General features: G+C 74.6%; 27 protein-coding genes. 18 read left to right on the top strand and 9 right to left on the bottom strand.

What is annotated here, in order from left to right:
• Window positions 1-66 precede the first annotated feature (66 nt).
• A complete protein-coding gene (locus tag IAG43_RS06055) occupies window positions 67-819 on the bottom strand; it encodes a GntR family transcriptional regulator (RefSeq protein WP_187739727.1) in 753 nt (250 codons plus the stop codon).
• 27 nt (window positions 820-846) lie between these two features.
• On the bottom strand, window positions 847-2,175 hold the full coding sequence (hmgA, locus tag IAG43_RS06050) for a homogentisate 1,2-dioxygenase (RefSeq protein ID WP_187739726.1): 1,329 nt from the start codon (window positions 2,173-2,175) through the stop codon (window positions 847-849).
• A gap of 111 nt (window positions 2,176-2,286) precedes the next feature.
• Between hmgA and IAG43_RS06045 the strand changes: the two genes are divergently transcribed.
• From IAG43_RS06045 to IAG43_RS06015, 7 genes are all read left to right on the top strand, one after another.
• The gene (locus IAG43_RS06045; RefSeq protein ID WP_187739725.1) at window positions 2,287-2,913 is read left to right on the top strand and encodes a TetR/AcrR family transcriptional regulator; all 627 of its coding nucleotides are present in this window, start codon (window positions 2,287-2,289) and stop codon (window positions 2,911-2,913) included.
• Window positions 2,914-3,194: 281 nt separating this feature from the next.
• Entirely contained in the window at window positions 3,195-5,381 is a 2,187-nt protein-coding gene (locus tag IAG43_RS06040; RefSeq protein WP_246574699.1) for a molybdopterin oxidoreductase family protein, read from the top strand.
• A gap of 120 nt (window positions 5,382-5,501) precedes the next feature.
• The gene (locus IAG43_RS06035; RefSeq protein WP_187739723.1) at window positions 5,502-6,998 is read left to right on the top strand and encodes a CitMHS family transporter; all 1,497 of its coding nucleotides are present in this window, start codon (window positions 5,502-5,504) and stop codon (window positions 6,996-6,998) included.
• A gap of 1 nt (window position 6,999) precedes the next feature.
• Complete coding sequence (locus tag IAG43_RS06030) at window positions 7,000-8,235, top strand: MFS transporter (RefSeq protein ID WP_187739722.1); 1,236 nt, start codon at window positions 7,000-7,002, stop codon at window positions 8,233-8,235.
• Window positions 8,236-8,353: 118 nt separating this feature from the next.
• Entirely contained in the window at window positions 8,354-9,046 is a 693-nt protein-coding gene (locus IAG43_RS06025; protein ID WP_187739721.1) for a hypothetical protein, read from the top strand.
• Window positions 9,047-9,143: 97 nt separating this feature from the next.
• Window positions 9,144-9,899: a class F sortase gene (locus IAG43_RS06020; protein WP_246574080.1), complete on the top strand. Its 756-nt coding sequence runs from the start codon at window positions 9,144-9,146 to the stop codon at window positions 9,897-9,899.
• A gap of 277 nt (window positions 9,900-10,176) precedes the next feature.
• Window positions 10,177-11,508, top strand: a complete 1,332-nt coding sequence (locus IAG43_RS06015; protein ID WP_187739720.1) for an ABC transporter ATP-binding protein — start codon at window positions 10,177-10,179, stop codon at window positions 11,506-11,508.
• A gap of 82 nt (window positions 11,509-11,590) precedes the next feature.
• On the opposite strand, the gene IAG43_RS06010 is transcribed toward IAG43_RS06015, so the two are convergent.
• Window positions 11,591-13,324: a SpoIIE family protein phosphatase gene (locus IAG43_RS06010; RefSeq protein ID WP_187739719.1), complete on the bottom strand. Its 1,734-nt coding sequence runs from the start codon at window positions 13,322-13,324 to the stop codon at window positions 11,591-11,593.
• 170 nt (window positions 13,325-13,494) lie between these two features.
• On the opposite strand from IAG43_RS06010, the gene IAG43_RS06005 reads away from it, so the two are divergent.
• The 4 genes from IAG43_RS06005 to IAG43_RS05990 all read left to right on the top strand — a co-directional run bounded on the left by IAG43_RS06005 (window position 13,495) and on the right by IAG43_RS05990 (window position 17,987).
• Complete coding sequence (locus tag IAG43_RS06005) at window positions 13,495-14,286, top strand: HEAT repeat domain-containing protein (protein ID WP_187739718.1); 792 nt, start codon at window positions 13,495-13,497, stop codon at window positions 14,284-14,286.
• Between the two features lie 14 nt (window positions 14,287-14,300).
• Window positions 14,301-15,305, top strand: a complete 1,005-nt coding sequence (locus tag IAG43_RS06000; RefSeq protein ID WP_187744310.1) for a HEAT repeat domain-containing protein — start codon at window positions 14,301-14,303, stop codon at window positions 15,303-15,305.
• 190 nt (window positions 15,306-15,495) lie between these two features.
• Window positions 15,496-16,890 (top strand): aldehyde dehydrogenase family protein, encoded by a 1,395-nt coding sequence (locus IAG43_RS05995; RefSeq protein ID WP_187739717.1) that lies wholly within the window; start codon window positions 15,496-15,498, stop codon window positions 16,888-16,890.
• 17 nt (window positions 16,891-16,907) lie between these two features.
• Window positions 16,908-17,987 carry a Zn-dependent alcohol dehydrogenase gene (locus tag IAG43_RS05990; protein WP_187739716.1) on the top strand — a complete coding sequence of 360 codons (1,080 nt, stop codon included), beginning with the start codon at window positions 16,908-16,910 and terminating at the stop codon, window positions 17,985-17,987.
• A 42-nt stretch (window positions 17,988-18,029) separates the two neighbouring features.
• Here IAG43_RS05990 and IAG43_RS05985 read toward each other — a convergent pair whose 3' ends face one another.
• Together IAG43_RS05985 and IAG43_RS05980 are read right to left on the bottom strand one after the other, a co-directional pair.
• Window positions 18,030-18,401: an ATP-binding protein gene (locus IAG43_RS05985; protein WP_187739715.1), complete on the bottom strand. Its 372-nt coding sequence runs from the start codon at window positions 18,399-18,401 to the stop codon at window positions 18,030-18,032.
• Complete coding sequence (locus tag IAG43_RS05980) at window positions 18,398-18,628, bottom strand: hypothetical protein (protein ID WP_187739714.1); 231 nt, start codon at window positions 18,626-18,628, stop codon at window positions 18,398-18,400. The genes IAG43_RS05985 and IAG43_RS05980 overlap by 4 nt, the downstream gene beginning before the upstream one ends.
• A gap of 110 nt (window positions 18,629-18,738) precedes the next feature.
• Here IAG43_RS05980 and IAG43_RS05975 point away from each other — a divergent pair, with 110 nt between their 5' ends.
• The 3 genes from IAG43_RS05975 to IAG43_RS05965 are packed head-to-tail and all read left to right on the top strand — an operon-like array spanning window position 18,739 to window position 20,048.
• The gene (locus IAG43_RS05975; protein WP_187739713.1) at window positions 18,739-19,590 is read left to right on the top strand and encodes a helix-turn-helix domain-containing protein; all 852 of its coding nucleotides are present in this window, start codon (window positions 18,739-18,741) and stop codon (window positions 19,588-19,590) included.
• Complete coding sequence (locus tag IAG43_RS05970) at window positions 19,571-19,783, top strand: DUF397 domain-containing protein (protein ID WP_187739712.1); 213 nt, start codon at window positions 19,571-19,573, stop codon at window positions 19,781-19,783. Before IAG43_RS05975 ends, IAG43_RS05970 begins: the two co-directional genes overlap by 20 nt.
• 49 nt (window positions 19,784-19,832) lie before the next feature.
• Entirely contained in the window at window positions 19,833-20,048 is a 216-nt protein-coding gene (locus IAG43_RS05965) for a DUF397 domain-containing protein (RefSeq protein ID WP_187739711.1), read from the top strand.
• On the opposite strand, the gene IAG43_RS05960 is transcribed toward IAG43_RS05965, so the two are convergent.
• Entirely contained in the window at window positions 20,038-20,493 is a 456-nt protein-coding gene (locus IAG43_RS05960; RefSeq protein ID WP_187739710.1) for a hypothetical protein, read from the bottom strand. The two genes, IAG43_RS05965 and IAG43_RS05960, sit on opposite strands and share 11 nt — an antisense overlap.
• Window positions 20,494-20,837: 344 nt before the next feature.
• On the opposite strand from IAG43_RS05960, the gene IAG43_RS05955 reads away from it, so the two are divergent.
• The 3 genes from IAG43_RS05955 (at window position 20,838) to IAG43_RS05945 (ending at window position 23,189) form a co-directional block, all read left to right on the top strand.
• On the top strand, window positions 20,838-21,080 hold the full coding sequence (locus IAG43_RS05955) for a hypothetical protein (protein WP_187739709.1): 243 nt from the start codon (window positions 20,838-20,840) through the stop codon (window positions 21,078-21,080).
• A 50-nt stretch (window positions 21,081-21,130) separates the two neighbouring features.
• Window positions 21,131-21,931 (top strand): S8 family serine peptidase, encoded by an 801-nt coding sequence (locus IAG43_RS05950; RefSeq protein WP_187739708.1) that lies wholly within the window; start codon window positions 21,131-21,133, stop codon window positions 21,929-21,931.
• A gap of 250 nt (window positions 21,932-22,181) precedes the next feature.
• Complete coding sequence (locus IAG43_RS05945) at window positions 22,182-23,189, top strand: cyanobactin maturation protease PatG family protein (RefSeq protein WP_223005910.1); 1,008 nt, start codon at window positions 22,182-22,184, stop codon at window positions 23,187-23,189.
• 111 nt (window positions 23,190-23,300) lie between these two features.
• Here the strand turns inward: IAG43_RS05945 and IAG43_RS05940 are convergent, their stop codons facing one another.
• The 3 genes from IAG43_RS05940 to IAG43_RS05930 form a co-directional block, all read right to left on the bottom strand.
• Window positions 23,301-24,251, bottom strand: coding sequence for a DMT family transporter (locus IAG43_RS05940; RefSeq protein ID WP_187739707.1), 951 nt, complete (start codon window positions 24,249-24,251; stop codon window positions 23,301-23,303).
• Window positions 24,252-24,283: 32 nt separating this feature from the next.
• A complete protein-coding gene (locus IAG43_RS05935) occupies window positions 24,284-24,982 on the bottom strand; it encodes an ArsR/SmtB family transcription factor (protein WP_187739706.1) in 699 nt (232 codons plus the stop codon).
• A 77-nt stretch (window positions 24,983-25,059) separates the two neighbouring features.
• The gene (locus tag IAG43_RS05930; RefSeq protein ID WP_187739705.1) at window positions 25,060-25,725 is read right to left on the bottom strand and encodes a TetR/AcrR family transcriptional regulator; all 666 of its coding nucleotides are present in this window, start codon (window positions 25,723-25,725) and stop codon (window positions 25,060-25,062) included.
• Between the two features lie 63 nt (window positions 25,726-25,788).
• Here IAG43_RS05930 and IAG43_RS05925 point away from each other — a divergent pair, with 63 nt between their 5' ends.
• Entirely contained in the window at window positions 25,789-26,940 is a 1,152-nt protein-coding gene (locus IAG43_RS05925; RefSeq protein ID WP_187739704.1) for an acyl-CoA dehydrogenase family protein, read from the top strand.
• Window positions 26,941-26,964 lie beyond the last annotated feature (24 nt).

The raw sequence follows: 26,964 nt of genomic DNA, 5'->3' as shown, positions 1-26,964 counted from the left end.
CACCCCCAGCACCCAGCGCCCCGCGGGCTCCCGGCCGGGGCCGCGCCCCGCACCGTCCGCGCCGGCTCAGTCCGCCGCGTCCACCGTCACGGAGAAGGAGAACCGGTCACCCCGGTAGCGGATCCGGGCCACGTCCACCACCCGCCCCTCGGCGTCGTAGGTCACGCCCGTGTAGTGCAGGATCGGGCTGAGCAGCGGCACGGACAGCAGCTGTGCCGTCTCCGGGTCGGCCAGACGTGCCTCGACGGTGTCCGTGATCCGGCTGATGCGGACGCCGAGCACGTCCCGCAGCACCTTCGTCATCGGCCAGCGCTCCAGGTCGGCGAGGTCGACGCGGGCCGCGACCTCCGGACGGAGCGCGTTCTCCGCCCAGTTGGTCGGCTCGTCCGTGCCGCCGTCGCGGCGCAGCCGCCGGAAGACGACGACCTCCGCGGCGTCCGGGAAGTGCTCCGCCAGGTCCCCGGTGACCGGCTCCGGGCCGTGGCCGAGGATCGTGGTGCGCTCGCCGGACTGCTGGGCCACGATCGCGTCGATCGATCCCAGCAGCCGCCGGGGGGCGCCCCTGCGCGCCCCCGGCTCGATGAAGGTGCCGCGCCGCCGGTGGCGGCTGATCAGCCCCTCCTCCTCCAGCTCCTTGAGCGCCTGGCGCATGGTCAGGACGCTCACCCCGTAGTGCTGGGCGAGCTGCTCCTCGGTGGGCAGGCGCAGGGGCGCACCGGGCGCCCGGCCCAGTATCGAGGCGCGCAGCGACTGCGAGACCTGGTACCACAGCGGCAGCTTGCGGTTCAGGACCAGCGAGTCGGGAGCGAAGGAGGTCACGGCATCTCCGTACACGGCATCTGGCTGTTACGGCCGGAAGTGGCGCTCAAGACCCTGCCACACGTCGTCGTACCCCTTCTGCAGGTGTGCGGCACCCGCCGCCTGCGCGGTCGCGGTCACCGGCCAGCGGGTCTCGAACATGAACGCCAGTCCGTCGTCGATCCGCTGCGGCTTCAGCTCCGCGGCGCTCGCCCGGTCGAAGGTCTCCCGGTCCGGGCCGTGCGCGGACATCATGTTGTGCAGCGAGCCGCCGCCCGGCACGAATCCCTCGGCCTTGGCGTCGTACGCCCCCTCGATCAGGCCCATGTACTCGCTCATCACGTTGCGGTGGAAGTAGGGCGGGCGGAAGGTGTCCTCGCCGACCAGCCAGCGGGGGGCGAAGACCACGAAGTCCACCCCGGCGAGCCCGGGGGTGTCCGAGGGCGAGGTCAGCACAGTGAAGATCGACGGGTCGGGGTGGTCGTAGGAGATCGTGCCGATCACGTTGAAGCGCCGCAGGTCGTAGACGTACGGCGCGTGGGTGCCGTGCCAGGCGACGACGTCGAGAGGGGAGTGGTCGTACGTAGCGGTCCAGAGGTTGCCGCAGAACTTGTTGACCACCTCGACCGGGCGCTCGGTGTCCTCGTACGCGGCGACCGGGGCGAGGAAGTCCCGTGCGTTGGCGAGGCCGTTGGCGCCGATGGGGCCGAGCTCGGGGAGTTCGAACGGCTGCCCGTAGTTCTCGCAGACGTAGCCGCGGGCGCTCTCGTCGAGGAGCTCGACGCGGAACCGGACGCCGCGGGGGATCAGGGCCACCTCGCCGGGGCGGACGGGCAGCAGGCCGAGCTCGGTCACCAGCAGCAGGCCGCCCCGCTCGGGGACGATCAGCAGCTCGCCGTCGGCGTCGGAGAACACCCGGTCCGTCATGGCCGCGTTGGCGTGGTACAGGTGCACGGCCATGCCGGTGCGCTGGGCGGCGTCGCCGTTGCCGCCGAGCGTCCACAGGCCGGCCAGCCAGTCGGTGCCGGGGGCGGGCTCGGGCAGCGGGTTCCAGCGCAGCCGGTTCGGGTCGGGGACGGACTCGGTGAACGGGGCGGTGCGCAGGCTGCCGTTGTCCGTGCGGACGAAGGCGGGGTGGGCGGCCGAGGGGCGGATCCGGTACAGCCAGGAACGCCGGTTGCGGGCGCGCGGCTCGGTGAACGCGCTGCCGCTGAGCTGCTCCGCGTAGAGGCCGAGGGGGGCGCGCTGGGGGGAGTTGCGCCCGTGCGGGAGCGCGCCGGGCACGGCCTCGGAACTGTGCTCGTTGCCGAATCCGGGGGAGAAGGACCCGTCGGTCAGCCCCTCGGCCGTCTTCCGCGCCTGTTCGATGCCGCTCATCGCCGCTCCATGATGTCTGCGTCAACCTGTGCCGTGGCCGCCCGTGCGCCCATTCCTATGGACAACCGTAGGATTGCAGGACGGGTCCGTCAACGGCAACGGCCCGGCATCATGGGGCGCGTGTCCCCGTCCCCTCTGCGCCGGGAGCCCGTCCAGCGGCGCAGCGCCGACCGCCTCGCCCGGATCCTGGACGCCTGCGCCGCGCTCCTGGACGAGTGCGGCTACGAGGAGCTGTCCACCCGTGCCGTGGCGGAGCGCGCGGGCGTCCCCATCGGTTCCGTCTACCGCTTCTTCGGCAACAAGCGCGCCCTGGTCGACGCGCTCGGCCACCGCAACCTCGACCGCTACGCCGAGCGCATCGCCGCCCGCCTGGGTCCGCCGGGTCCGCCGGGGGCCGCGGAGTGGCGCGCGGTCGTGGACGTGGTGCTCGACGAGTACCTGGACATGAAGCGCACCGTCGCCGGCTTCACCCTGATCGACTTCGGCGCCCAGGTCCCGCTGGGGGCGCCCGTGTCCGGTGTGAACAGCGAGGTCCCCGACCGGCTGGCGGCGCTGCTCGCCGCGCGGCTGGGGCGCGCGGTGGACGAGGACCTGCGGCGTGCGGTGCTGGTCGCGGTCGAGGCCGCCGACGCGCTCCTCCAGCTCGCCTTCCGGGCCGACCCGTCCGGGGACGAGCGCATCGTCGCGGAGACCCGGCGCCTGGTCGGGGCCTACCTCGCCCAGGTGCTGGACCCCTGACCGCCCGCGCACCGGCGCCGGCACGCGGGCGGCCGGCGCGCGGCACCCGGCGCCGCCGTGCCCGTCCGGGTGCGGCAAGACCCTGCCGTCCATGCCTACCGGTCGGTATGCTCGCGGGTGACGGCATGCCACCGCCCCCGGGAGGACCTGTGTCCAGCACCGCAGCCGACGCCCCGACGACGCCGCCCGCACCCGGGGGCGCCCCCGGCACGGCGAAGGCCCCGCCCGCCGCCGGGGCCGCCGCGCCCTCCCCGGAGGCCGGCCCGGACACCCGGACCGCGCTGCGCATCTGCCCGCTCTGCGAGGCGACCTGCGGCCTGACCCTCACCATCGAGGGCACCCGGGTCACCGGGGTGCGCGGCGACCGCGACGACGTCTTCAGCGACGGCTTCATCTGCCCCAAGGGCGCCTCCTTCGGCGAGCTGGACGCCGACCCCGACCGCCTGCGCACCCCCCTCGTACGCCGGGACGGGGAGCTGCGCGAGGCGAGCTGGGAGGAGGCGTTCGACCTGATCGCCGCCCGCGTCCGGCCCCTGCTGGAGGAGCACGGTCCGCACGCCGTCGGCCTGTTCCTCGGCAACCCCAACGTCCACACCATGGCCGGCGCCCTCTACCCGCCCGTCCTGCTCGGCGCCCTGCGCACCCGCAACCTCTTCACCGCCTCGACGCTCGACCAGATGCCCAAGCACGTCTCCGGCGGACTGCTCTACGGCAGCGCCCTCGCCATCCCCGTACCCGACCTCGACCGCACCGACCACCTGCTGCTCCTCGGCGCCAACCCCCTGGAGTCCAACGGCAGCCTGTGCACCGCGCCGGACTTCCCCGGCAGGCTGAAGGCGCTGCGCCGGCGCGGCGGCACCCTCACCGTCGTCGACCCGCGGCGCACCCGCACCGCCCGGCTCGCCGACCGGCACGTGGCCATCCGCCCCGGCACCGACGCCCTGCTCCTCGCCGCCCTGGTGAACGTCCTCTTCGCCGAGGGGCTCACCGCTCCCGGCCGCCTGGCGGAACTGGTCGAGGGCATCGCCGACGTCGAGACCGCGACGGCGGCGTTCACCCCCGAGGCCGTCGGCGCCGCCTGCGACGTGGCACCGGACGACATCCGGGCGATGGCCCGCGAGCTGGCGGCCGCCCCCACCGCCGCCGTCTACGGCCGCATCGGCAGCTGCACCGTCGAGCACGGCACGCTGGCCAGCTGGCTCGTCGACGTGCTCAACGTCCTCACCGGCAATCTCGACCGCCCCGGCGGAGCCCTCTTCCCGCTCTCCGCCACCGACCGGGCCCCGCGCCCCGCCGCCCCGGGCAAGGGCTTCGCCCTCGGCCGCTGGGCCAGCCGCGTCTCCGCGCGCCCCGAGGCGAAGGGCGAGCTGCCGGTGGCCGTCCTCGCGGAGGAGATGGAGACTCCGGGCGAGGGGCGCATCCGCGCCCTGATCTGCGTCGCGGGCAATCCCGTGCTCAGCGCCCCGGACGGCGACCGGCTCGACCGGGCGCTGGCGGGCCTGGACTTCATGGTCAGCGTCGATCCCTACCTCAACGAGACCTCCCGCCACGCCGACGTCGTCCTGCCCCCGCCGCCCCCGGCCCAGAGCGCCCACTTCGACTTCGCGTTCAACGCCCTGGCGGTGCGCAACCAGGTCCGCTTCACCCCGGCGGCCGTACCGCTGGAGGAGGGGCTGAGGGACGAGTGCGAGATCCTCGCCCGGCTGGTCCTCGCCGTCTCCGGGATGCACGGCGCCGACCCGTCGGCCGTCGACGACATGGTCATCGGCCAGACGCTGGAGAAAGCGGTCGCCGACCCGCACTCCACCGTCCACGGCGGGGACCCGGCGAAGATCGCCGCCGATCTCACCGGCGACAGCGGGGCGGAACGCCGGCTCGACATGATGCTGCGCCTCGGGCCCTACGGCCTCACCCTGGCCGGGCTCAAGGCGCAGCCGCACGGCATCGACCTGGGCCCGCTGCGGCCCCGGCTGCCCGAGATCCTGCGCACCCGCAGCGGCCGGGTGGAGCTGCTGCCCGGCCCGGTCGCGGCCGACCTGCCCCGGCTGCGCGAGGCGCTCGGCGCCCGGCCGGCCTCCCTCGTCCTCGTCGGCCGCCGCCATCTGCGCTCCAACAACAGCTGGCTGCACAACGTGCCCGCGCTGAACGGCGGTTCCAACCGCTGCACCCTCCACGTCCACCCCGACGACGCGGACCGCCTCGGCCTCGGCGACGGCGACACCGCCCGGGTCACCGCGGAGGGCGGGAGCGTCGACGCGCCCGTGGAGATCACCGAGGACGTGCGCAGGGGCGTGGTGAGCCTGCCGCACGGATGGGGCCACGACCGCTCCGGCGTCCGGCTGTCCACCGCGGCCGCCCGTCCCGGCGTCAACGTCAACCAGCTCCTCGACGGCTCCAGGACCGACCCCCTGTCGGGCACGGCGGTGCTCAACGGATTCCCGGTCGAGGTGACACCGGCACCCCGGTGAGCTGGGGTTCTGCTCGTATTGCTCACGTGTCAACACCTTGTTAACGGCATTTCACGGCACCTAACGTCGTCCGGGCCGCCGCCCCCGGTGGAGTTCAAGGGTGAACGTGAGGTGTCCTGAATGCTGACAGTCCTCGGCTTCGTCATGATCGCGACCTTCCTGGTCCTGATCATGACGAAGAAGATGTCGCCGATCGCGGCGCTGGTCCTGATCCCGGCCCTCTTCTGCGTGATCGTGGGCGAGGGCGCGCACCTCGGGGACTACGTCCTCGAGGGCGTCGGCAACCTCGCCCCCACGGCCGCGATGCTGATGTTCGCGATCGTCTACTTCGGCGTGATGATCGACGTCGGCCTCTTCGACCCGATCGTCCGCGGCATCCTGCGCTTCTGCCGCGCGGACCCGCTGCGGATCGTGGTCGGCACGGCGCTGCTGGCCGCGATCGTCTCGCTCGACGGCGACGGCTCCACCACGTTCATGATCACGGTGTCGGCGATGTATCCGCTCTACAAGCGGCTCGGCATGAGCCTGGTCGTGATGACGGGTGTCGCCGCGACGGCCAACGGCGTCATGAACACCCTGCCCTGGGGCGGCCCGACCGCCCGTGCGGCGACCGCCCTGAAGCTGGACGCGGCCGACATCTTCGTCCCGATGATCCCGGCGCTCGGCGCCGGCCTGCTCTTCGTGATCGCCCTGGCGTACGTCCTCGGCCGGCGCGAGCGCAAGCGCCTCGGCTACCTCTCGCTGGACGAGGCGCTCGAACCGCGGAGCGAGACGGTCCTGGTGAAGACCGGCGGCGGCACGGGCGCGTCCGGCGCCGGCGGCACGGGCCGGAGCGCGTCCGGAGGGTCCGCGGGCGCTGCGCCGGGCGGCGGTCCCGCGGGCGGTGCGCCGGCCGGAGGGTCCGGCGACGCGGCGGCGAGCGGCGGCGACGGTTCCGGCTCGCCCGCGGGCGAAGGGGGCACCCCCGACGAGGAGTTCCAGGGTCTCGACCCGAACCGGCCCACCCTGCGCCCGAAGCTGTACTGGTTCAACGCGGGCCTGACCGTGGCCCTCCTCGCCTCCATGATCATGGAACTGCTGCCGATCCCGGTGCTGTTCCTGCTCGGCGCCGCGCTCGCCCTCACCGTCAACTACCCGTCGATGAACGACCAGAAGGCCCGCATCGCCGCCCACGCGGAGAACGTCCTCAACGTCTCGGGCATGGTCTTCGCCGCCGCCGTCTTCACCGGAGTCCTCACCGGCACCGGCATGGTCGAGCACATGGCCGACTGGCTCGTCGGGGCGATCCCCGAGGGCATGGGCCCGCACATGGCCGTGGTCACCGGCCTGCTGAGCCTCCCGCTGACGTACTTCATGTCCAACGACGGCTTCTACTTCGGCGTCCTGCCCGTCCTCGCCGAGGCGGGCGCCGCCCACGGCGTGTCACCGCTGGAGATCGCCCGCGCCTCGCTCGTGGGCCAGGCCCTGCACATGTCCAGCCCGCTGGTCCCGGCGGTGTACGTGCTGGTCGGCATGGCGAAGGTCGAGTTCGGCGACCACACCCGGTTCACCGTGAAGTGGGCCGCCCTCACCTCGCTGGTGGTCCTCGGCGCCGGCATCCTGTTCGGAATCATCTGACATGGCGTCCTCCCGGGGCTGGCTGCTGCGCCTCGTCGTCGCGTTCGCCTTCGCGCAGGGCGCGGTGTCGATGGCGCGGCCCGCCGTGTCCTACCGGGCACTCGCCCTCGGAGCGGACGAGCGCGCCGTCGGCGTCATCGCCGGCGCCTACGCGCTGCTCCCGCTCCTCGCGGCCGTGCCGCTCGGCCGCCGCACCGACCACGGCCGGTGCGCGCCCCTGCTGGCCGCCGGGGTCCTCCTCATCGCCGGCGGCTGCGCCCTCGGCGGCACGGCCGGTTCCCTCGGCGCCGTCGCGGCCTGGAGCGGACTGACCGGCCTCGGCCACCTGTGCTTCGTGATCGGCGCCCAGTCCATCGTCGCCCGCCGGTCCGCCCCCGCCGAACAGGACCGCAACTTCGGGCACTTCACCATCGGCGCCTCCCTCGGCCAGCTCGCCGGCCCGCTCGCCGCGGGCGCCGTGATCGGCGGCGACATGGCCCGGACGAGCGCCCTCGCGCTCCACGCCTCCGCCGCCGTCGCGGCCGTGGCCCTCACCTCGATGTGGCGGATCGAGGCCCGGCCCCGTCCCGTGCCCCGCGCCGCCCGCGCCAAGGTCCCGGTCCGGGGCATCCTGCGCACCCGCGGTGTGCCCGCGGGGATCTTCGTGAGCCTCGCGGTGCTGTCGGCGACCGACGTCCTCACCGCCTACCTTCCCGTGGTCGGCGAGCAGCGCGGCATCGCGCCCGCGGTGGTCGGTGTGCTGCTGTCGCTGCGGGCCGCCGCGACGATCGCCTGCCGGCTGGTGATGGGCCCGCTGCTCCGCCTGATGGGCCGGACCGCGCTGCTGGCCACGACGTGTCTCACCGGCGGCCTGCTCTGCGCCGCGCTCGCGCTGCCGGTGCCCCTGTGGGCGCTCGCGGCGATGCTGACCGTGCTGGGCTTCTGCCTCGGGGCGGGGCAGCCGCTGTCGATGACGACCGTGGTGCGCGCGGCGCCGGAGCAGGCGCGGTCCACAGCGCTCGCGCTGCGTCTGACGGGCAACCGCCTGGGGCAGGTCGCCGCGCCCGCCGCGGCCGGGCTCGTCGCGGGCGTGGCCGGCGCGGCGGCGCCGTTCACGGTCATCGGGGTGCTGCTCGCGGCCTCGGCGGGCGTGGCGGTCCGGGCGGCCCGCCCGGCGCGGGGGCGGCGGTCGCGCGGTGCGGCGGCGGCCGCGGAGGCGGCTCCGTCGCCCGGTCGGCACACATCCGGTATCGGCTAGTCAGGGCATATCTGACACCGTTTCAGCGATTCGAGGCTTTGGCGCCGTCGTTCTGTGACATCTAGTCAGGCGATCGCCTGATCAGTATGACAATCAGATCAGCTCGAAGGAGCCTCGCATGCCGTCCACCGCATCGTTCCGCGCCCACCGCCTCCGTCCCGCCGCGGCGGCCCTGGCGACGCTCGCCGTCGCCGGCGCCACCCTGGCCGGCGCCTCGCCGGCCCTCGCCGCCCCGGGCGACAGCGGTGACCTGAAGGTCCACCGCGCGGGCGTGCCCCACTGGAACACCCAGGACGACCTGAAGGTCTGCAAGTTCAGCCTCTCGGCCTTCAACTTCGAGACCGTCCCGCTCCTCACCTGGGCCATCGCGCCCCAGCCGCCCACGCCGACCGGCCCGACCCTGTCCGGCAGCCTCACCCTGATCGCCGGCCGCGGCCACACCCCGGAGTACAGCCTGCCCGAGGGCGACTACCGCCTCACCTGGACCTTCACCGGCGGCGTCGCCAAGCAGAAGATCTTCACCGTCACCTGCCCCGACGCGAAGAGGGGCACCCCGGGCGCCCGCGGCGAGCGTCCCGACAACGGCGACGGCAACGGCAACGAGGACCGCACGGCGGCCGCCGGCCAGGACGACAAGTGGGAGCAGCCGTCCGGCGCCGTCCCGGCGGGCGGCGGCGGCATGTCGGGCACCGGCGGCGACGACGGCTCCGGCGTCGGCGCGACGCCCGTCGTGGCCGGCACCCTCCTCGCGGGCCTCGCGGGCCTGATCGTCGTCCGCCGGGCACGCCGCCGTGTCCACGGCGCTGCGTGATCCCCTGAGCGGCCGGCCCCGGCCTCCCGCGCGTCCCCGGCCCCGTCGCCGCCGTCGCGGACCGAGCCGCGCCTGCCGCCTCACCATCACGCTGAGCGTGACGGCGACCCTGGTGACCGGCCTCGTCCACGCGTGCGACGGCACGTCCGCGGACGGGGCGGGGGCCACCGTCGCCGTCGCGGCGGCGGCCCCGGCGCGGATCGAACTCCCCCCGCTCACCAAGCGGGTGGAGGCCCCGCCGGCCCGCCGGACGCCCGCCCCCCGGGCTTCGCCGGTGCCGTCCCGCACGGCGAAGCCGGCGTCCTCGCCGTCGCCCGCGGGCGCCCGCCGCAAGGAATCCACCCCGCGGCCGGCGTCCAGGGACGGCAAGGCCCGGGGTGTCCAGCCGCTCCCGCCGTCCCCGGCCAAGCGGCTGGTCATCCCGAAGCTCACGATCACGTCCCCCGTGACGCTCCTCGGACTCGACGCCCGTGGGACGCTCACGGCGCCACCGGTCGACGAGCCGAAGCTCGTGGGCTGGTACGGCATGGGGCCCGCCCCCGGCGAGGCGGGCACCGCGGTCGCGGTCGGCCACCGGGACACCAGGACCGGCCCCGCCGTCTTCCTCAACCTGAGCAGGCTCAAGCCCGGGGACACGGTGGACGTGGTCCGCGAGGACCGCCGCACGGCGGTGTTCACGGTGGACAAGGTCCGCACCTTCACCAAGGACGAGTTCCCCGACAAACAGGTCTACGGGAGCACCGGACGTCCCGAGCTGCGCCTGCTGACCTGTGGCGGTTCGTTCGACAAGAAGCGCGGCTACTCGGCCAACGTCGTCGTGTTCGCGCATCTCACGGACGTCCGCCGGGTGTGACCGCACGTGGGGCCGGCCCGCACCGGGGCCGGCCCCGCGGGCATGCCCGGACCTGCGCGAAAGCCCGGACCGAGACGCTCCGTTCGTGCCGGAAGCATGTGCCCCGGCCCTTCGCCGCGAGCGAAGGATTCCAGCCGTTTCCGGTGGATCGGCAAGTGAGCGGACAGTGCCTCAGATGTCCGTTCACCGACGTTTCGCGCGATCCATTCCCTGATCGCACGCGGTGGGCTAACTTCTGGCCTCTCGGTTGCCTTCCTCACTCCCGGGCGGGACCCCTATGACGCGCGCCATCGCACTGCACAACGTCAGCAAGAGATACGGACGGAACGCCCGTGCCGTCGACCGCCTCAACCTCACCGTCGACCCCGGGGAGTTCCTCGTCCTGCTCGGTCCGTCCGGCTGCGGGAAGTCGACCGTGCTGCGGATGATCGCCGGACTGGAGGACGTCACCGAGGGCGAGTTGCTGCTGGACGGCGAGTACGCCAACGACATCCCGCCCCGGGAACGCGACATGGCCATGGTGTTCCAGAACTTCGCCCTCTACCCGAGCATGACCAACCGCGAGAACATCGGCTTCCCCCTGAAGCTGGAGAACCCCCGCGCCGACCGCAACCCGCGCGTCGAGGCGACCGCCCGGATGCTCGGCATCGAGGACCTGCTCGACCGCTTCCCCGGGCAGCTCTCCGGAGGCGAGCGCCAGCGCGTCGCCATGGGGCGCGCCATCTCGCGCCGCCCCTCCGTCTTCCTGATGGACGAGCCCCTCTCCAACCTGGACGCCAAGCTCCGCAACCACCTGCGCGCGGAGATCGCCCGCCTCACCGCCGAGCTGGGCGTCACGACGGTGTACGTGACCCACGACCAGGCCGAGGCGATGTCGCTGGGCGACCGCGTCGCCGTGATGCGCGGGGGCGTGCTCCAGCAGGTGAGCAGTCCGCGCGAGACCTACGCCCTGCCGGCGAACGTCTTCGTGGCCGCGTTCATCGGCACCCCCCGGATCAACCTCCTCCAGGCCGTCGTGCACGCGCCGCTCGACGGGCGGATGTCGATCGACCTCGGCCGCCAGCGACTGCCGCTGCCCGAACCGCTCAGCTCCGACCACCAGTTGCTCCGCATCCAGCAGGGCCGCCAGATCATCGTCGGCCTGCGGTCCGAAGCCGCCCGCATCGCGCCGCCCAGCCAGGCCCGCCCGGGCGAGGTGGCGCTGACCGGCCTCGTCGAGCACACGGAGTACCAGGGCCACGAGGCGCTGGTGCACTTCAACACCGGCTCGCGGCCCGCGGTCGTGGCCGACCTGGAGTCCTCGCGCCCGCAGACCGCCACGCGCAGGCGCCGGGAGGGCGGGCCCGGCATGCTGGCCCGGCTCAAGGAGCGCGCCGTCTCCCAGGTCACCGGCCCCGTGGCGGTGCTCGACGCTCCGGACGTCGCCGCACCCGACGAGCGCCGCACCGTCGCACCGAGCGACCTGGTCGTCCGCACCGGCCCCGACGTGCGGCTCCGCCCCGGCGCACAGGTGCCGCTCCTCGTGGACCTCGCCCACCTGTACGTCTTCGACCACCTCGGCCGCCGCATCTGCCCGGCCCCGACGGACGTCCCGGGCCTGGAGGTCTGACCCCGGTCCTCCGCCCGGTCCGGGTGGCACCGGGCCCGGGCGGAGGCGGCGGCACCCGACCCGGGCGGAGGGGGCGTCCGGGCTAGGCGGAGGGGGCGTCCGGCGTACGGAGGGCGATCATGGCGACGTCGTCGTCGTTGTCGGCCGGGCGGACCTCCCGCAGCAGGGTGTCGCAGAAGACCTCCAGCGGCCGGTGCGCCAGCGCGGCCGCGTGGCGGCTCAGCCGGTCCAGGCCGAGGTCGAGGACGTGCCGCGGCGACTCGACGAGCCCGTCGGTGTAGAGCAGCAGCGTGGAGCGGGGCGGCAGGCCGACGACGGCTTCCGGGCGGGGCCGGTCCAGGCCCGTTCCCAGCAGCATGCCGTGGGCCTCGTCGAGATAGCGGGCCCGGCCGTCATGGGTGACGAGCAGCGGCGGCGGATGCCCCCCGTTCGTCCAGCGCAGGTGCCAGAGCCCGTCGTCACCGGATGTCAGCCGGGCGAGGATCATGGTGACCATCGGGACCTCGGCGACATGGATCACCGCCTCGTCGAGCCGGGTGACGACGGCGCCGGGGGCCGCCTCGGGATGGGACCAGGCGAAGGCCCGCAACATGTTGCGGACCTGCGCCATGCCGGCCGCGGCGTCGAGGTCGTGCCCGACGACGTCGCCGATGACCAGCGCGTGCGTGGAGCCGTCCAGCGCGAAGGCGTCGTACCAGTCGCCGCCCACGGAGGAGGCGTGCGGAGCCGGCACGTACCGTGCGGTCATCTCCAGCCCCGGGACGGTGGGCAGCTGCGGCAGCAGGTGGCGTTGCATGGTCTCGGCGACCTTGCGCTGACGCTGGTAGAGGCGTGCGTTGTCCAGCGCCAGGCCCGCCCGGCGGGTGAGGTCCTCCAGCAGCGGCAGGTCGGCCGGCGTGAACGGTTCGTGCCGGCGCGAGCGGCCCAGGGTCAGCGCGCCGAGCACGTCCCGCAGGCCCCGGATGGGCGCGATGGCGGCGGAGTGCATGCCCGTCGCGGCGAACAGACGCTGCTGCTCCACGGCGATGCCCGAGTCCGGCGGACCCTGGTAGGTCGCCGGACCTGCCAGCGTGGAGGCGGCGCCGCGCAGGGCCCGCGACAGCGGCATCGGAGACTCCGCGGGCACCGGCGGCATGGGTCCCTGCAGATCGTCCCGCTCGATCAGGAAGCCGTCCTTGTGCTCCGTCACCAGGACCCGCCGCACCTCGTCGTGCTCGGTCAGCAGGTCGAACACGGCCCAGTCCGCCAGCCGGGGCACGGTCAGCGCCGCCAGCCGGTGCAGCGCCTCGTCCACGTCGAGGGTGGACGTGAGCCGGGTGGTCGTCTCGGCGAGCAGGGACAGGCGGTCGAGTTCCGTGAGCGGCGCCGAATGCCCCCTCTCCCCGGGGTCGTCCTCGTGCGGTGACTCGTACAGCAGCGCCAGCGCGCCGGCCGCGCCCGTGTCCGACGTGTACGGGGTGACGAGCCAGGACAGCCGCAGCAGACTGCCGTCACCACGCACGAACCACTCCGCGTCGCCGTGCCGGGTGTCCCTGGTGAGCAGCGCCTTCCGCATCATGCAGCGGCTGCGCGGCAGCGCGTGCCCGTGCTCGTCGCGGTGCAGCAGGTCGTGGGAGTCCTCGCCGACGAGTGCCGCCGCGTCCCGGCCCAGGAGACGCTCGGCGGCACCGTTGACCGCCAGGATCCGCCCGTCGTCGTCGACCACGAAGGCCGCCGCCCCGATGCCCTCCACGCCTCCCGGCGCCGGGCGGGGCGGCCACTCGCGGGTACCGGCCTCCGGCACGTCACCCGTACCGGGCACCGTCACGTCGCCCATGTTCCTCCTTCACCGGACGCGCACCTACTGTGGTTCCCCGGCCCGGCCGTGACAAGCGTCCGGAGCGTGCCGGTCGCCGCTCCCCCCGGACAGGCCACCGGCGCGCCGTCGCCCCTCTGTTTGACCTTGACACGATGCCAAGGTCTTCACTGCCGGTGAGGAGGTGTCCCATGACCTTTCCGACACCGGACACGAAAAACGCCGAGGGCACGCGGAACCCCGAGGACACGACGGGAGCCGGGGGAGCGACGGGCCCGGCCGACCGGGCCGGGCCTGCGCACGCGCGGCCCGCCGGGGGCGCGGGCGGGACGGACGCGGACACGGCACGGGCCGGCCGGGGCCTCCGGGACGACCGGGCCACGGTCCGGCTGCGGACCGCGATGGCGATCGGCACGTCCCCCGACGAGCGGCTCGTGGGCCTGCTGGTCGAGCGGTGCGCGGTCGAACCCGACTTCTCCGTGCGCGAGGCGCTCACCTGGGCCCTGACCCGGCACTCCCCGGACACGGTGCTCCCGGGGCTCCTCGGCGAGCTGGGCTCGGACCGCGCACAGGCACGGAGCCAGGCACTGCACACCCTGTCCAAGATCGGCGACCGGCGGGCCTGGCCCTCCGTGACCAGGGCCCTGCTCTGCGACGCCGACGACGACGTGGCGCGCAGCGCGTGGCGGGCGGCGGTCGTCCTGGTCCCCGAGGACGAGAAGCCGGAACTCGCCGCCGTGCTGGCCACCCTGCTCGGCCGCGGACCGCATGAGACCCGGCTGAGCCTCAGCCGGGCGCTGACCGGACTCGGCGAGGCCGTCCTCCCTGCGCTGCGCGCTGCGATGATGGACCCCTGTCCTCAGGTGCGCGAGCACGCGATGGCCACGGAGCATCTGCTGCGCGACCCGGACGCGGGCTTCGGCTTCGCGATCGAGGAGGCGAAGCGCGTCGTGGCCCTCGGCGGGCGCGACCGGGAGAGGTGACGGACGGTGGGACGGTGCTGATCGGCGAGGTGGCGCGGCGCTCCGGCGTCAGCGCCCGCATGCTCAGGCACTACGAGTCGCTGGGGCTGGTGCGGCCCACGGAGCGCACCGGCGGCGGCTACCGGGAGTACTCCGCCGACGACATCCGCCGGATCTTCCACATCGAGAGCCTGCGCTCGCTCGGCCTGTCCCTGCGGGACGTGGGGCGGGCCCTCGACGACCCCGGATTCGAGCCCGCGGAACTCGTCGCGGAACTCGTGCGCGGGACCCGGGAGCGCATCGCGGCCGAGACGGAGCTGCTCACCCGGCTGCGCCGGATCGACGCCGCCGGACCCGCGGCATGGGAGGACGTCCTGCGGACCGTCGCCCTCCTCCAGGAGCTCGGATCCGCCAGCGCCGCACGGCGCCAGCGCGCCGCCCTGGCGACCGCCGAGACCGCACCGCTTCCGGCGGAAGCACTGGTCGAGGCGGCGCTCGGCGAGACGGACCCGCACGTCGCCGGGGCCCTGCGGTGGGCGCTGGCGCGCTCCGGAGACGACGGCTGGGCGCCGCTGGCGGAGGGCCTCGGATCACCCGAGGCCGCGGTGCGCGAGCGGGCGGTCAGGGCGCTCGCCGAGATGCCCCAGGACGAGGCGACGGCGCTGCTCCGGAGGGCCCTCGCCGGACCCGACGCGGCGGTCCGCCGCGTCGCGGCGCCCGCGCTCGGGGCGCGGGGCGCGGCCGAAGCGGTCCCGGTGCTCGCCGACATGGTCGTGGCGGGGACCAACGACGTCGAGGCCGCCGACGCGCTCCACGCGCTGGCGGCGTCGCCCGCGGCGGCGGACCGGATCGCCGCCGCGCTGGTGGAGCGTCTCGCCGGGTGCGCAGGAGACGCACCGGCCCGCAGGCGCCTGGCACAGGCGCTCGCGGACATCCCCGGGCCCGTGGCCGCCGACGCCCTCGCGGAGCTGGCGCGCGACGAGGACCGAGGGGTGGCGCTCACCGCCGCGTACGTCCTCCGCCGCCGCGACCACGCCTGACACGCGGGGCGCGGGCCGCCGCGCGCGGTGCGCCCCGGACCCCCGCCCGCGCGGCGGCCCGCGCCCCGGCGCCTTCCCCGCGACGGGCCCCCGGCGTAGCCTCCGCCACACCGCCGGGGCACCCCTGGCGCACGAAAACTAACACCGCTAGTTTGGGGTGCGAGACGACCGCGACGCGTGGAGGAGTGCGATGAAGGCCCACGACGGCATGTACATCGGCGGCGGATGGCGGCCCGCCGTCGGCACGGACACCATCGCGGTGGTGAACCCGGCCGACGAGCAGGTCATCGCGCACGTCCCGGCCGGCACCGCCGAGGACGTCGACGCGGCCGTACGCGCGGCCCGCGAGGCGTTCCCCGCCTGGGCGGCCACCCCGCCCGCCGAGCGCGCCGCCCTGCTCGGCGCGCTGCGCGACGAACTCGGCCGCAGGACCGAGGAGATCGCCGAGACCGTCACCGCCGAGCTCGGCGCCCCGCCGGCCCTCGCGCTCGCCGTCCACGCCTCGCTGCCGGTCGTGGTGGCCGGCACCTACGCCGACCTCGCGGGCTCCTACGCCTTCGAGGAGAAGCTCGGCACCTCGACCGTGCTGATGGAGCCGGTCGGCGTCGTCGGCGCGATCACGCCGTGGAACTATCCGCTCCACCAGATCGTCGCCAAGGTCGCCCCCGCGCTCGCCGCGGGCTGCACCGTGGTGCTCAAGCCCGCCGAGGACACCCCGCTGACCGCCCAGCTCTTCGCCGAGGCGGTGCACGCGGCCGGCATCCCCGCCGGCGTCGTCAACCTCGTCACCGGCCTCGGTCCGGTCGCCGGCCAGGCGCTCGCCGAGCACGACGGCGTCGACCTGGTGTCCTTCACCGGCTCCACCGCCGTCGGCAGCCGGATCGGCGCCGTCGCGGGCGCCGCCGTCAAGCGGGTGGCCCTCGAACTGGGCGGCAAGTCCGCGAACGTCGTGCTGCCGGGCGCCGACCTCGCCAGGGCGGTGAACGTCGGCATCGCCAACGTGATGTCCAACTCCGGCCAGACGTGCAGCGCCTGGACCAGGATGCTCGTCCACCGGGACCACTACGACGAGGCCGTCGCGCTCGCGGAGGCCGCCGTCGCCAAGTACGTGCCCGGCGAGCGCGTCGGCCCGCTCGTCAACGCCGGACAGCGGGAGCGGGTGCGCGGCTACATCGAGAAGGGCCTCGCCGAGGGCGCGCGCCTCGTCGCGGGCGGCCCGGACGCCCCGCTGGAGACCGGCTACTACGTCCGCCCGACCGTGCTCGCCGACGTCACCCCCGACATGACGGTCGCGCAGGAGGAGATCTTCGGCCCGGTCGTCTGCCTGATGAGGTACGAGGACGAGGAGGACGCCGTCGCCATCGCCAACGGCACCGTCTACGGCCTGGCCGGTGCGGTGTGGGCGGCCGACGACGCCGAGGCGGTCGCCTTCGCCCGCCGGATGGACACCGGCCAGGTCGACATCAACGGCGGCCGGTTCAACCCGCTGGCCCCCTTCGGCGGCTACAAGCGGTCCGGCGTCGGCCGGGAGCTCGGCCCGCACGGTCTCGCCGAGTACCTCCAGACCAAGTCCCTCCAGTTCTGAGCCGGGAGAACGCCACCGTGGTCCGTGCAGCAGTCCTGCCCTCCGTCGGATCTCCGCTGGAGATCACCGCCATCGACCTCCCCGAGCCCGGCCCCGGCCAGGTGCGGGTCCGGCTCGCCGCCGCCGGGGTGTGCCACTCCGACCTCTCCCTGTCCGACGGCACGATGCGGCTCCCCGTCCCCGCCGTCCTCGGCCACGAGGGCGCCGGCACCGTCGTCTCCGTGGGCGAGGGCGTCACCGGCGTCGCCCCCGGCGACGGGGTCGTCCTCAACTGGGCTCCGTCCTGCGGCGTCTGCCATCCCTGCACGCTCGGCGAGGTCTGGCTCTGCAACGACGCCCTCGCCGGGGCGTCCCGGGTCCATGCCGTCTCCCGGGACGGCACCGAACTCCACCCGGGGCTCAACGTGGGGGCCTTCGCCGAGGAGACCGTGGTCCCGGCGAACTGCGTGCTCCCCGTCCCGGACGGCATCCCGCTCGCCGACGCCGCCCTGCTCGGCTGCGCGGTCCTCACCGGATACGGGGCCGTCCACCACTCCGCCCGGGTGCGCGAGGGCGAGTCGGTGGCGGTCTTCGGTGTCGGCGGTGTCGGCCTCGCCACCCTCCAGGCCGCGCGGATCGCGGGCGCCGGACAGATCGTCGCCGTCGACGTGTCGCCCGAGAAGGAGGCGCTGGCCCGCGCGGCCGGTGCCACCGAGTACGTGGTCGCCTCCGACACCACCGCCCGCGAGATCCGCAAGCTCACCGGCGGACACGGCGTCGACGTCTCGATCGAGTGCGTCGGCCGGGCCGTGACCATCCGCACCGCCTGGGAGGCCTCCCGCCGGGGCGGCCGCACCACGGTGGTCGGCATCGGCGGCAAGGACCAGCAGGTCACCTTCAACGCCCTGGAGATCTTCCACTGGGGCCGCACCCTGTCCGGCTGCGTCTACGGCAACTGCGACCCCGCCGCCGACCTCCCGGTGCTCGCCGCCCTCGTCCGCGAAGGCTCCCTCGACCTGTCCGCGCTGGTGACCGACCGCATCACGCTGGAGGACATCCCGGCGGCCTTCGACGCGATGCGCGTGGGGAAGGGCGGCCGCGCGCTCGTGATGTTCTGACGTGCCCGTGGGGACCGGGCCGGAGCCCGGCCCCCACGCGGGTCAGCCCCCGTCCAGCTCGCACCACACGGTCTTGCCGCCCGCCCCGCGCACCACGCCCCACCGCACGGCGAGCGCCTCGAGCAGGGCCAGGCCCCGCCCCGACTCCTCGTCAGGCGACGGGCTGCGCGGGGCGGGAACCGCGTCGCCGGTCCGGTCCGTCACCTCGACGCGGGTCGTCGTCCCGTCGCCGCTCACCCGCAGCCTGACCGGTGCCCCCGGCCCCACGTGGCGCACCACGTTCCCGAGCAGCTCGCTCACCGCCAGTTCCACATCCGCGCACTCACGCCGCAGATGCGCGCGCACGGCGTGCCGCAGCAGCGGCACCGCCTCGGGCACCGCCTCCAGTTCCGCCTCGAAGTCCCCGCCGCTCACCGCCGGGCCGCCGCGCGCAGCACGGCCGTCAGCCGGTCGGCGGTCGCGAGGTTGCAGTTTCCCAGCGCCACCAGCTGCCGACAGGGCAGGGCGCCGGCGTAACTCGGCAGGTCCACGCCGAGGGACGGCAGGGTGATGCCGTGCGCGGCCAGTGCTTCCCGCAGCCGGTCCGCGCTCGTCCCGGCATTGGGTGCGCCATCGGGTGCGTCGGATCGTCGCTCGTTCATGAGGGCCACTTTCGTGTGCTGTGTGTGACGTTGCGCTCACAGCGTGGTGGCCCGGTGCGTACGGTGGAAGGGATTCTGACTCCACCGCACGGACCGTGGAACGGTGAACGATGGCGGCACGCAAGGACATCGACGGCTCGGCTGGCGTACCGGCCCTCTACGGGGCCGAGTTGCGCTTCCAGCGGGAGGCGGCGGGCCTGACGCTCCAGCAGACGGTCGAGGGCAGCTTCTACGGCGTGAGCCTGCTCAGCGAGATCGAGCGCGGCACCCGCCGCATGCCCGCGGACCTCGCACGGCACGTCGACCGGCTGCTGGGGACGGACGGATTCTTCGAGCGCCGCTGCGAGGACGTGCGGCGGGCGCGCCGGGGTGCGCATGCCGGGTACTTCGCGCAGGTGGCCGAAGTGGAGCCGCGTGCTCGGTCGATCGAGAGGTGGAGTCCCGCGCTCGTGCCCGGTCTGCTGCAGACCGAGGCGTACACACGTGCCGTCATCCACGCGACCCACCCGATGGACCAGCCGGACGAGGTCGAGGCGAAGGTGGCGGCCCGGGTGCGCAGGGCGGCGATTCTCGACAACCCCCGGACACCCGAGTACTGGGTGGTCCTCCACGAGTCGCTGGTCCTCCAGCCGTTCCTCTCCCGCCAGGACATGGCAGCGCAGCTCGCTCGCATCAGAGAGCTGGCCGCGCGACGGCGCATCGTTCTGCAAGTGCTGCTGTGGAACGCACCGACCCGGCCGTTTCTGAAGACGGACATGATGTTCATGCAGTTCGCGGACGCACCTCCGCTGCTGTACACCGAGGGTGCCTATCACGGGCAGTTGATCGACGATCCGGCCCTCGTCGAGCAGTATCACAAGGCATACGATCGGCTCAGGGCCGCCGCACTGTCCCCGGAGGCGTCCCTGGCCATGATCGACGCAGCTGCAGAGGACTACCGAAATGGCAAGCAGCCGGATTGACCTGGACGCAGTCGCTTGGCGGACGAGCAGTCACAGCAACGGAGACGGCGGCGAGTGCGTCGAGGTCGCGGACGGTCCCCGCGGGCACGTCCCCGTCAGGGACTCCACGCGGCCTGCCGGGGCCGTGGTGGTGGTCGGCGCCGGGGCGTGGGCGGTGTTCGTCGGACAATTGAAGACGATGGTTGTGTCCTGATCGCCCCACCGCGCGTCCGTGCGGTCAGCACCCCCGGAGGACCCCCGAAATGACAGTCAGCCGGATCGGCCTGGGCGCGGTCGCCTGGCGGACGAGCAGCTACAGCAACACCTCCGGCGGAGACTGCGTCGAGGTCGCGGACGGTCCCCGCGGGGTCGTCCCCGTCAGGGACTCCACGCGGCCGGGCGGGCCCGTGGTGGTGGTCGGCGGTGCGGCGTGGGCCGTGTTCGTCGACGGGCTGAGGGCGCCAGGGACTACGGCCTGACGGAGCGGGCCAGCCACGGGGTGAGCCCGTTCAGCAGGATGAGCTCCTTGTAGGTCTCGTCGCCGGGCAGCGGCACCACCAGCCACTCGCCGACCGGGAAGAACCGTCCCTTCACGTACGCGAGGCCGCCGTACACGGAGCGCAGGAAGCCCGGTACCGAGTCGCGCGGGACGTCGTGGAACTCGACGTCCTCGACGCTCACCCTCGCGTCCCCGTCGGCGAAGAGCCGGACGGTGACGGCCGGTTGCCCGCCCAGCTCCACGAACGCCTCGTGCGGCAGCGAGCCGTCCGGGTCCGCGGCGGTGAACGCGTCCGCCGACTCCCGGCGCGAGACCTGGTCGGTGCCGATGTCGTCCGTGACGACGAGCTCCCGGTCGTGCTCCCGCGCGATCTCGCGGATCGCGGCGACTGCGGCCTCGGTCGTCGGCAGGTGCGGGTGTGCCATGCGCACGATGATGCCCGCTGGGCACCCGGGCGCCGGGGACGCCGGGCGGTGGCGGCCGAAGGCGGGGGCCACGGACGGCTTCCGCCGCTCCGGCTCCGGTGCCCGCCGGAGCAGTCGGAGCGGGCCGCTCGGCGCATGGGCGCGAGAGCGCTCCCGGACAGCGGTCCCGCGTCCGGAACCGGGCACGCCGCCCCCGAGCGGCCGCGCCCGGCCGCGCGTAGCGTGGAAGGAGAACGTCAAACGGGGCGGCACGCTTCCGCGTCGAACGCCCGAGTCCGCGCCGTACGCTCGTACCGAGCCGTATCGTGTCGCCCTCCTCCGCCGGACAGGAGGCCCGACTCACCATGAGGATTCCCCCGTTGACCGCGCACGCCGCCCTGGGCGGTGCCGCGGAGCAGTACCGAAGGCCGGCCGCCGGACCGGCGGCCCTGGGGGACCTGATCGTTCCCCAGGGCGATCAGGCCTGCATCAACCTCCTCGTCGAATGCATGTCCTTCTGCCACGACGACAACTGCCAGTGCGAGTGCGCGCATCTGGCGACCGCGTGCGGTGGCTGGCCCTCGCCGCCGTGCCACATGTCCGCGTAGCACCGGCGGCCGACGCCACGTGGCAGCAGGCCGTGCGGATCGGCCCGCTCATGGCACGGACGGACGGCAGCGGTGCCGTGCCCGTCGGCGTCCTGGACGGCCCCGTGGCGGCGCTGGGCCCGGACCTGCTGGCCGCCCCGGTCGAACGGGTGCCCCGCGAGCCGGGTGCCGTGGCCGGACCGGGCCGGGACAGTGCGGCGCTGCGTCACGGCACCGCCGTGACCGGTGTGCTGGGGGCCGCTCGCGGCAGCGGTGCGCCGGGAATCTGCCCGGGGTGTCCGCTGCTCCTGCGTCCCGTATTCACCGAGGACCGCTTCTGGACGTCCGCCTCCGAACTGGCCCGCGGCATCGACGCGTGCCGGCTCCACGGTGCGCGGCTGATCAACGTCAGCGCGGCATTCGTCACGCAGGCCACGGCCGCGCCCGAGCTGACCGAAGCGCTCGATCTGGCCGGCCGCCACGGAGTCGTCGTGGTCGCGGCCGGCGGGCAGCGGGGGCGCGTGGCATCGTCACCCCTCACCTCGCACCCGGCCGTCCTCCCCGTCGTCCCCGGCGACCTCGCCGGACGGCCCCTGCCCCGGGCCGATCTGAGCCCGTCCGCCGGACGGCGGGGGCTGCTCGCGCCCGGTGCACCGCTGCCCTCCCTGGCACCCGGCGGAGGGCTTCAGGAGTTCGGCGGGAGCAGTCTCGCCGCCGCGCTCGTCACGGGCGTGCTGGCCCTCGCGTGGTCCCTCGCCCCCGGCCTGCCCTCCGGCCGGCTGCTGTGGGCGGCACGCGGGGCGGGCCGCCCGCGCCGCGGTCTGGTGCCGCCCCCGCTGGACGCCCGTCGCCTCCTGGAGGAGCTGATCTGATGCCCGACACCCCCGATCGGGACGGACCGCCGCCCGCCCGGCGGCCGGAACCGCCGGCACCGGCACGTCACCGCGTCCGGCTGCCCGACTTCCTGGTGCAGCAGGAGACGGGCCTCGGGGACGCCGTCTCCCGGGCCACCTCTCTCGCACGCGTACGGCCCTGCGGAGGGTGCCGACGGCGGGCGGCCGCTCTCAACGGCTGGCTCAGCATCGCCCCGCGCGGGCGCCGGTCGACAACACACGGAGAACCATGAACGAGAACGAGAACGTGCCCGCCCCCGAACCCCCGGGCCCGGCCCCCGAAGCGACCCGCGAACCGGCCCCCGCCCCGCGTCCGGCCCTCGGGCGGGCCGGCCCGGCGGACGCCGTCGTCCCGGCCGGAACCCCCGCCGCCCCGGCCGCGGTCTCCGCCGAGCCCCCACCGGAAGCCGCCGCAGGATGCGGATGCGGATGCGGCGGTGCGGGAGGTGCGGGAGGCCCGCAGGGCTCCGGCGGCTACGTGTACGCCGTCGGCCGGATCGAGGCCCGCTTCCCCGACCTCGGCGTGGAGAAGGAACTCGAACAGGCCGTGGGCCGCACGGAGACGAGCGGCATGACCGACGGCCAGGCCGTCCACACGGTGCTCAACGAACCCGCCAACCGCTATCTCGCACGCCAGATGTGCTGGGTGCTGACGATCGGGGGCCTCGACGCCTACCTCCTCGTCCCGCGGGACAGCGCCGAGGTGGACCTCCTCGTGGAGACGGTCCGGCCGGCGCCCAGGGCCGGCGACGTCGACGTGGTCATCGGCACGATGGGCGGACTGGCGTCCCTGGACCGCTGCAACGGGCTCACCCTGCCGCAGATCGCCTTCGAGCAGCTCTACTCCTTCGACACCGCGAGCTTCCTCGACCGGCTGCCGACCCCTGACGGGATCGACGACGGCGCCTTCCGGGCGTCCGCCGAAGAGGTGCTGAGCAGGGTCACGGCGCTGACCGACAACACCGGCTCCACGGACCGGCACCGCGCGGTCAACTACTGCGCGCTGCGCTACCCCGAGATCTACTCGGCCGCGGCCGCCCAGTACGCGCGGGACTGCGCGCTCACCGGCGTGGACACCACCCGGTCGGAGGTCTCCATGGCCCGGACGCTGATCGACGTGGTGTTCACCTACACCAACCGGACCACCAACGTGGCCGACCGGCTGGCGGCCCGCGTCGACGTCACCGAGATGTTCCCCTTCCTCACCGCGCCGCTCTCGTCGTACTGCGCCCACTGACGCAGGCCCGCGCGCCGCACGGCAGGACGGACCCCCGCCCTGCCGTGCACCGCACGGGCCCCGCGGTCTCCCCGCGGCGGTCCGGACCGGACCGCCGTCACCCGCCCCCGCTCAGCGCGCCGTCTCCCCGCGCCGGGCGGCGGTCTCCGCCCCCGCCTCGCCACCGGTCCCGGCGGCGGCCGTCCGGGCCCGCGAGCGGGACACGGCGACCCCCGCCAGGCACAGCGCACCGCCCGCCAGCGTCAGCAGGCCCGGGACCTCGTCCAGAGCGAGCCACGACATCAGCACCACGAGCGCGGGGACCGCGTACGTGGTGGCGCCCATCCGGCCCGCCGTGGTGCGCGCCAGCGCGTAGGCCCAGGTCGTGAAGGCGAGCGCGGTCGGGAAGACGCCGAGATAGACCATGTTGAGTGTCGCGGGGAGCGGCGCGTCGGAGGCCTCCGTGAGGAGCTGCCCCGCGAACGGCAGGCACGCGACCGTGCCGACCAGGCAGCCGAACGTCGTCACCTGGAGCGCGCTCGCGTGGGTCAGGGCCGGCTTCTGGGCGACCACACCGGCCGCGTACCCCACCGCCGCCACCAGGCACAGCACCACGCCGAGGGTGGACGAGCCGCCCTCGCCGGACATGGACAGGCCCACGACCACCGCGCCCGCGAAGGAGACCGCCATGCCCGCGACCAGCCGCGGCGGCAGCCCCTCGCCGAGGAACCGCGCGCCGAGCAGGGCGATCAGGACCGGGCCGACGTTGACGACCATCGCCGCCGTGCCCGCGTCCACCTGCTGCTCGCCCCAGTTGAGCACGACCATGTAGACGCCGAACCACAGCAGCCCCGACACCGCGATGCCCGGCCACGCGGCCTTCGGCGGCAGCCCCTCGCGCCGGACCAGCAGCACGCAGCCGAGGGCGAGGGAGCCCGCCAGCAGCCGGCCGAGGGCCAGCGCGCCGGGGGAGTAGGCGTCCCCCGCGCTGCGGATGGACACGAAGGCGGACGCCCACAGGACGACGGTGACGGCGGCGGCCGCGAGGGCGGGCCAGGCGGCGGGGCGGGAGGGGTTCGTCATGCGGCGACGGTACGGCCGCGACCCTTCGGCGCTCACCGCAATTTCCCGGGCTCGATGCCGAGCAGCTCGTGCAGCGCCCGCTCGCCCTCCGCGGTGACCTTCACAGCCCGCTCCGACCCGATCCGCACGCACCAGCCCGACTCCAGCGCGTGCGCGCACAGCCGGGCGCCGGAGACCCCGGCGAGATGGGGCCGGCGCTCGGTCCAGTCCAGGCAGCCGCGGGCCAGCGGGCGGCGTCCGGTGCGGACCAGCGGGATGCCCGCCCCGTCGAACCAGTCGACGCCCCGCCCGGTGAGCGCGAAGCCCGAGTCCTGCGCGATCAGCCCGCGCGCCGTCATCGCCTCGGTGACGGTGATGCCCAGCCGGCCCGCGAGGTGGTCGTAGCAGGTGCGGCCGCGTGCCATCGCGTGGGCGGCGCTCGACTCGCGCAGCGTGCGCGGCCGGGGTGCCGGACCGGGTGACGCGTACGCGGCGAGCTCCTCGACCAGGTGGGCCACCCGGTCGTCGGCGAGCCGCACGTACCGGTGGCGCCCCTGGCGCTCCTCGGCGAGCAGGCCCCCGGCGACCAGCTTGCCGAGGTGCCCGCTCGCGGTCGACGCGGCCACCCGGCCGTGGCGTGCCAGCTCCCCGGCCGTCCAGGCGCGCCCGTCGAGCAGCGCCAGGGCGAAGCCCGCGCGTGTCTCGTCGGCGAGCAGCGAGGCGAGGGCGGCGAGGTCGCGGGGCGAGGTCATGCCCCCAGGATGCGGCAGCCATCCTTCGGCGGCGGCCGAAGGATGGCTGCCGCGCCCGTGCGTCCCCGCGTCCCGCGCTACGGGGCCGCCGTCGTCCCGTTCCGCCCCGCTCCCGCCTCGTACTGCACCGTCAGCCCGTCCAGCAGCGCGCGCAGGCCCGTCTCGAACGCCCCTTCGTCCACCTGCTCGCGGCGGTCCGCCAGCAGGTGGGCCTGGCCGAGATGGGGGTAGTCGGCCGGGTCGTAGGCGTCCGCGTCGTCGACGAAGCCGAGGGCGAACGAACCGAGGGCGGAGCCGGTGATGAAGTAGCGCATCAGCGCGCCGATGTACGTGGCCTGGGCGGGCGGCCAGCCGGCGCGGACCATCGCGCCGAAGACGGCGTCGGCGACCTTGAGGCCGGCCGGGCGGCGGCCGGGTCCGCGGGCGAGGACCGGGACGGTGTTGGGGTGGGCCCGGAGCGCGGACCGGTAGGAGAGCGCCCAGTCGTGGAGCGCGGTGCGCCAGTCCCGGGGGTCGTCCGCGTCGAACATCGACAGGTCGACACGGGCGCTGACCGCGTCGGCCACGGCTTCCAGGATCTCGTCCTTGTTGCGGAAGTGGTTGTAGAGCGACGGGCCGCTCACCCCGAGTTCGGCCGCGAGCCGCCGGGTGGAGACCGCGTCCAGTCCCTCCGCGTCGACGAGCGCGCCCGCCGCCTCGACGATGCGGTCACGGCTGAGGAGGGGCTTGCGCGGTCGGGCCATGCGGCACATAGTAGGGCCTGGCAAAATAAACTAGCAGTGGTAGTTAAAGTGGGGTGTCCGCGTATGAACCTGGAGCTCACCGAGGAGCAGTCGGCCGTCCGCCGGCTCGCCGCGGACTTCGTCGCCCGTGAGGTCGCCCCCCATGTCGTCGACTGGGACCGGACCGAGAGCGTCGACCGCGGGATCGTGAAGAAGCTCGGCGCGCTCGGCTTCCTCGGCCTCACCGTCGACGAGGAGTACGGCGGCTCCGGCGGCGACCACCTCGCCTACTGCCTGGTCACCGAGGAACTCGGCCGCGGCGACTCGTCGGTGCGCGGCATCGTCTCCGTCTCCCTCGGCCTGGTCGCCAAGACCGTCGCCGCGTACGGGACCGACGAGCAGAAGCGGGCCTGGCTGCCCCGGCTGACCTCGGGCGACGCGGTCGGCTGCTTCGGGCTGACCGAACCGGGCACCGGCTCGGACGCGGGCAGCCTGGCCACCCGCGCCGTCGCGGACGGCGGCGACTGGGTGCTCAACGGCACCAAGATGTTCATCACCAACGGCACCTGGGCCGACGTGGTGCTGCTGTTCGCCCGCACCAACGACACCCCCGGGCACCGGGGCGTCTCCGCCTTCCTCGTCCCCGCCGGCACTCCCGGGCTGTCCCGCCGCACCATCCACGGCAAGCTCGGCCTGCGGGGCCAGGCCACGGCGGAACTCGTCCTCGACGACGTGCGCGTCCCCGCGTCCGCCATGCTCGGCCAGGAGGGCAGGGGCTTCTCGATCGCGATGTCCGCGCTGGCCAAGGGCCGGATGTCGGTGGCCGCAGGCTGTGTCGGCATCGCCCAGGCCGCGCTCGACGCGGCGGTCGGCTACGCCGCGGAGCGCGAACAGTTCGGCCGTCCCATCGCCCACTACCAGCTGGTGCAGGAGCTGATCAGCGACATCGCGGTGGACGTCGACGCGGCCCGCCTGCTCACCTGGCGGGTCGCCGACCTCGTCGACCGGGGCGAGGAGTTCGCCACCGCCGCCTCCAAGGCCAAGCTCTTCGCCTCCGAGGCCGCCGTCCGCGCGGCCAACAACGCCCTCCAGGTCTTCGGCGGCTACGGCTACATCGACGAGTACCCGGTCGGCAAGCTGCTGCGCGACGCCCGCGTGATGACCCTCTACGAGGGCACCAGCCAGATCCAGAAGCTGATCATCGGCCGCGCGCTCACGGGGGTGAGCGCGTTCTGAGCCCGCCGGGGGACGGGGGCCCTC

Origin of the sequence: Streptomyces genisteinicus (assembly GCF_014489615.1) — a bacterium.
Lineage (GTDB): Bacteria > Actinomycetota > Actinomycetes > Streptomycetales > Streptomycetaceae > Streptomyces > Streptomyces genisteinicus.
This window is presented reverse-complemented; position numbering and strand designations above follow the sequence as displayed.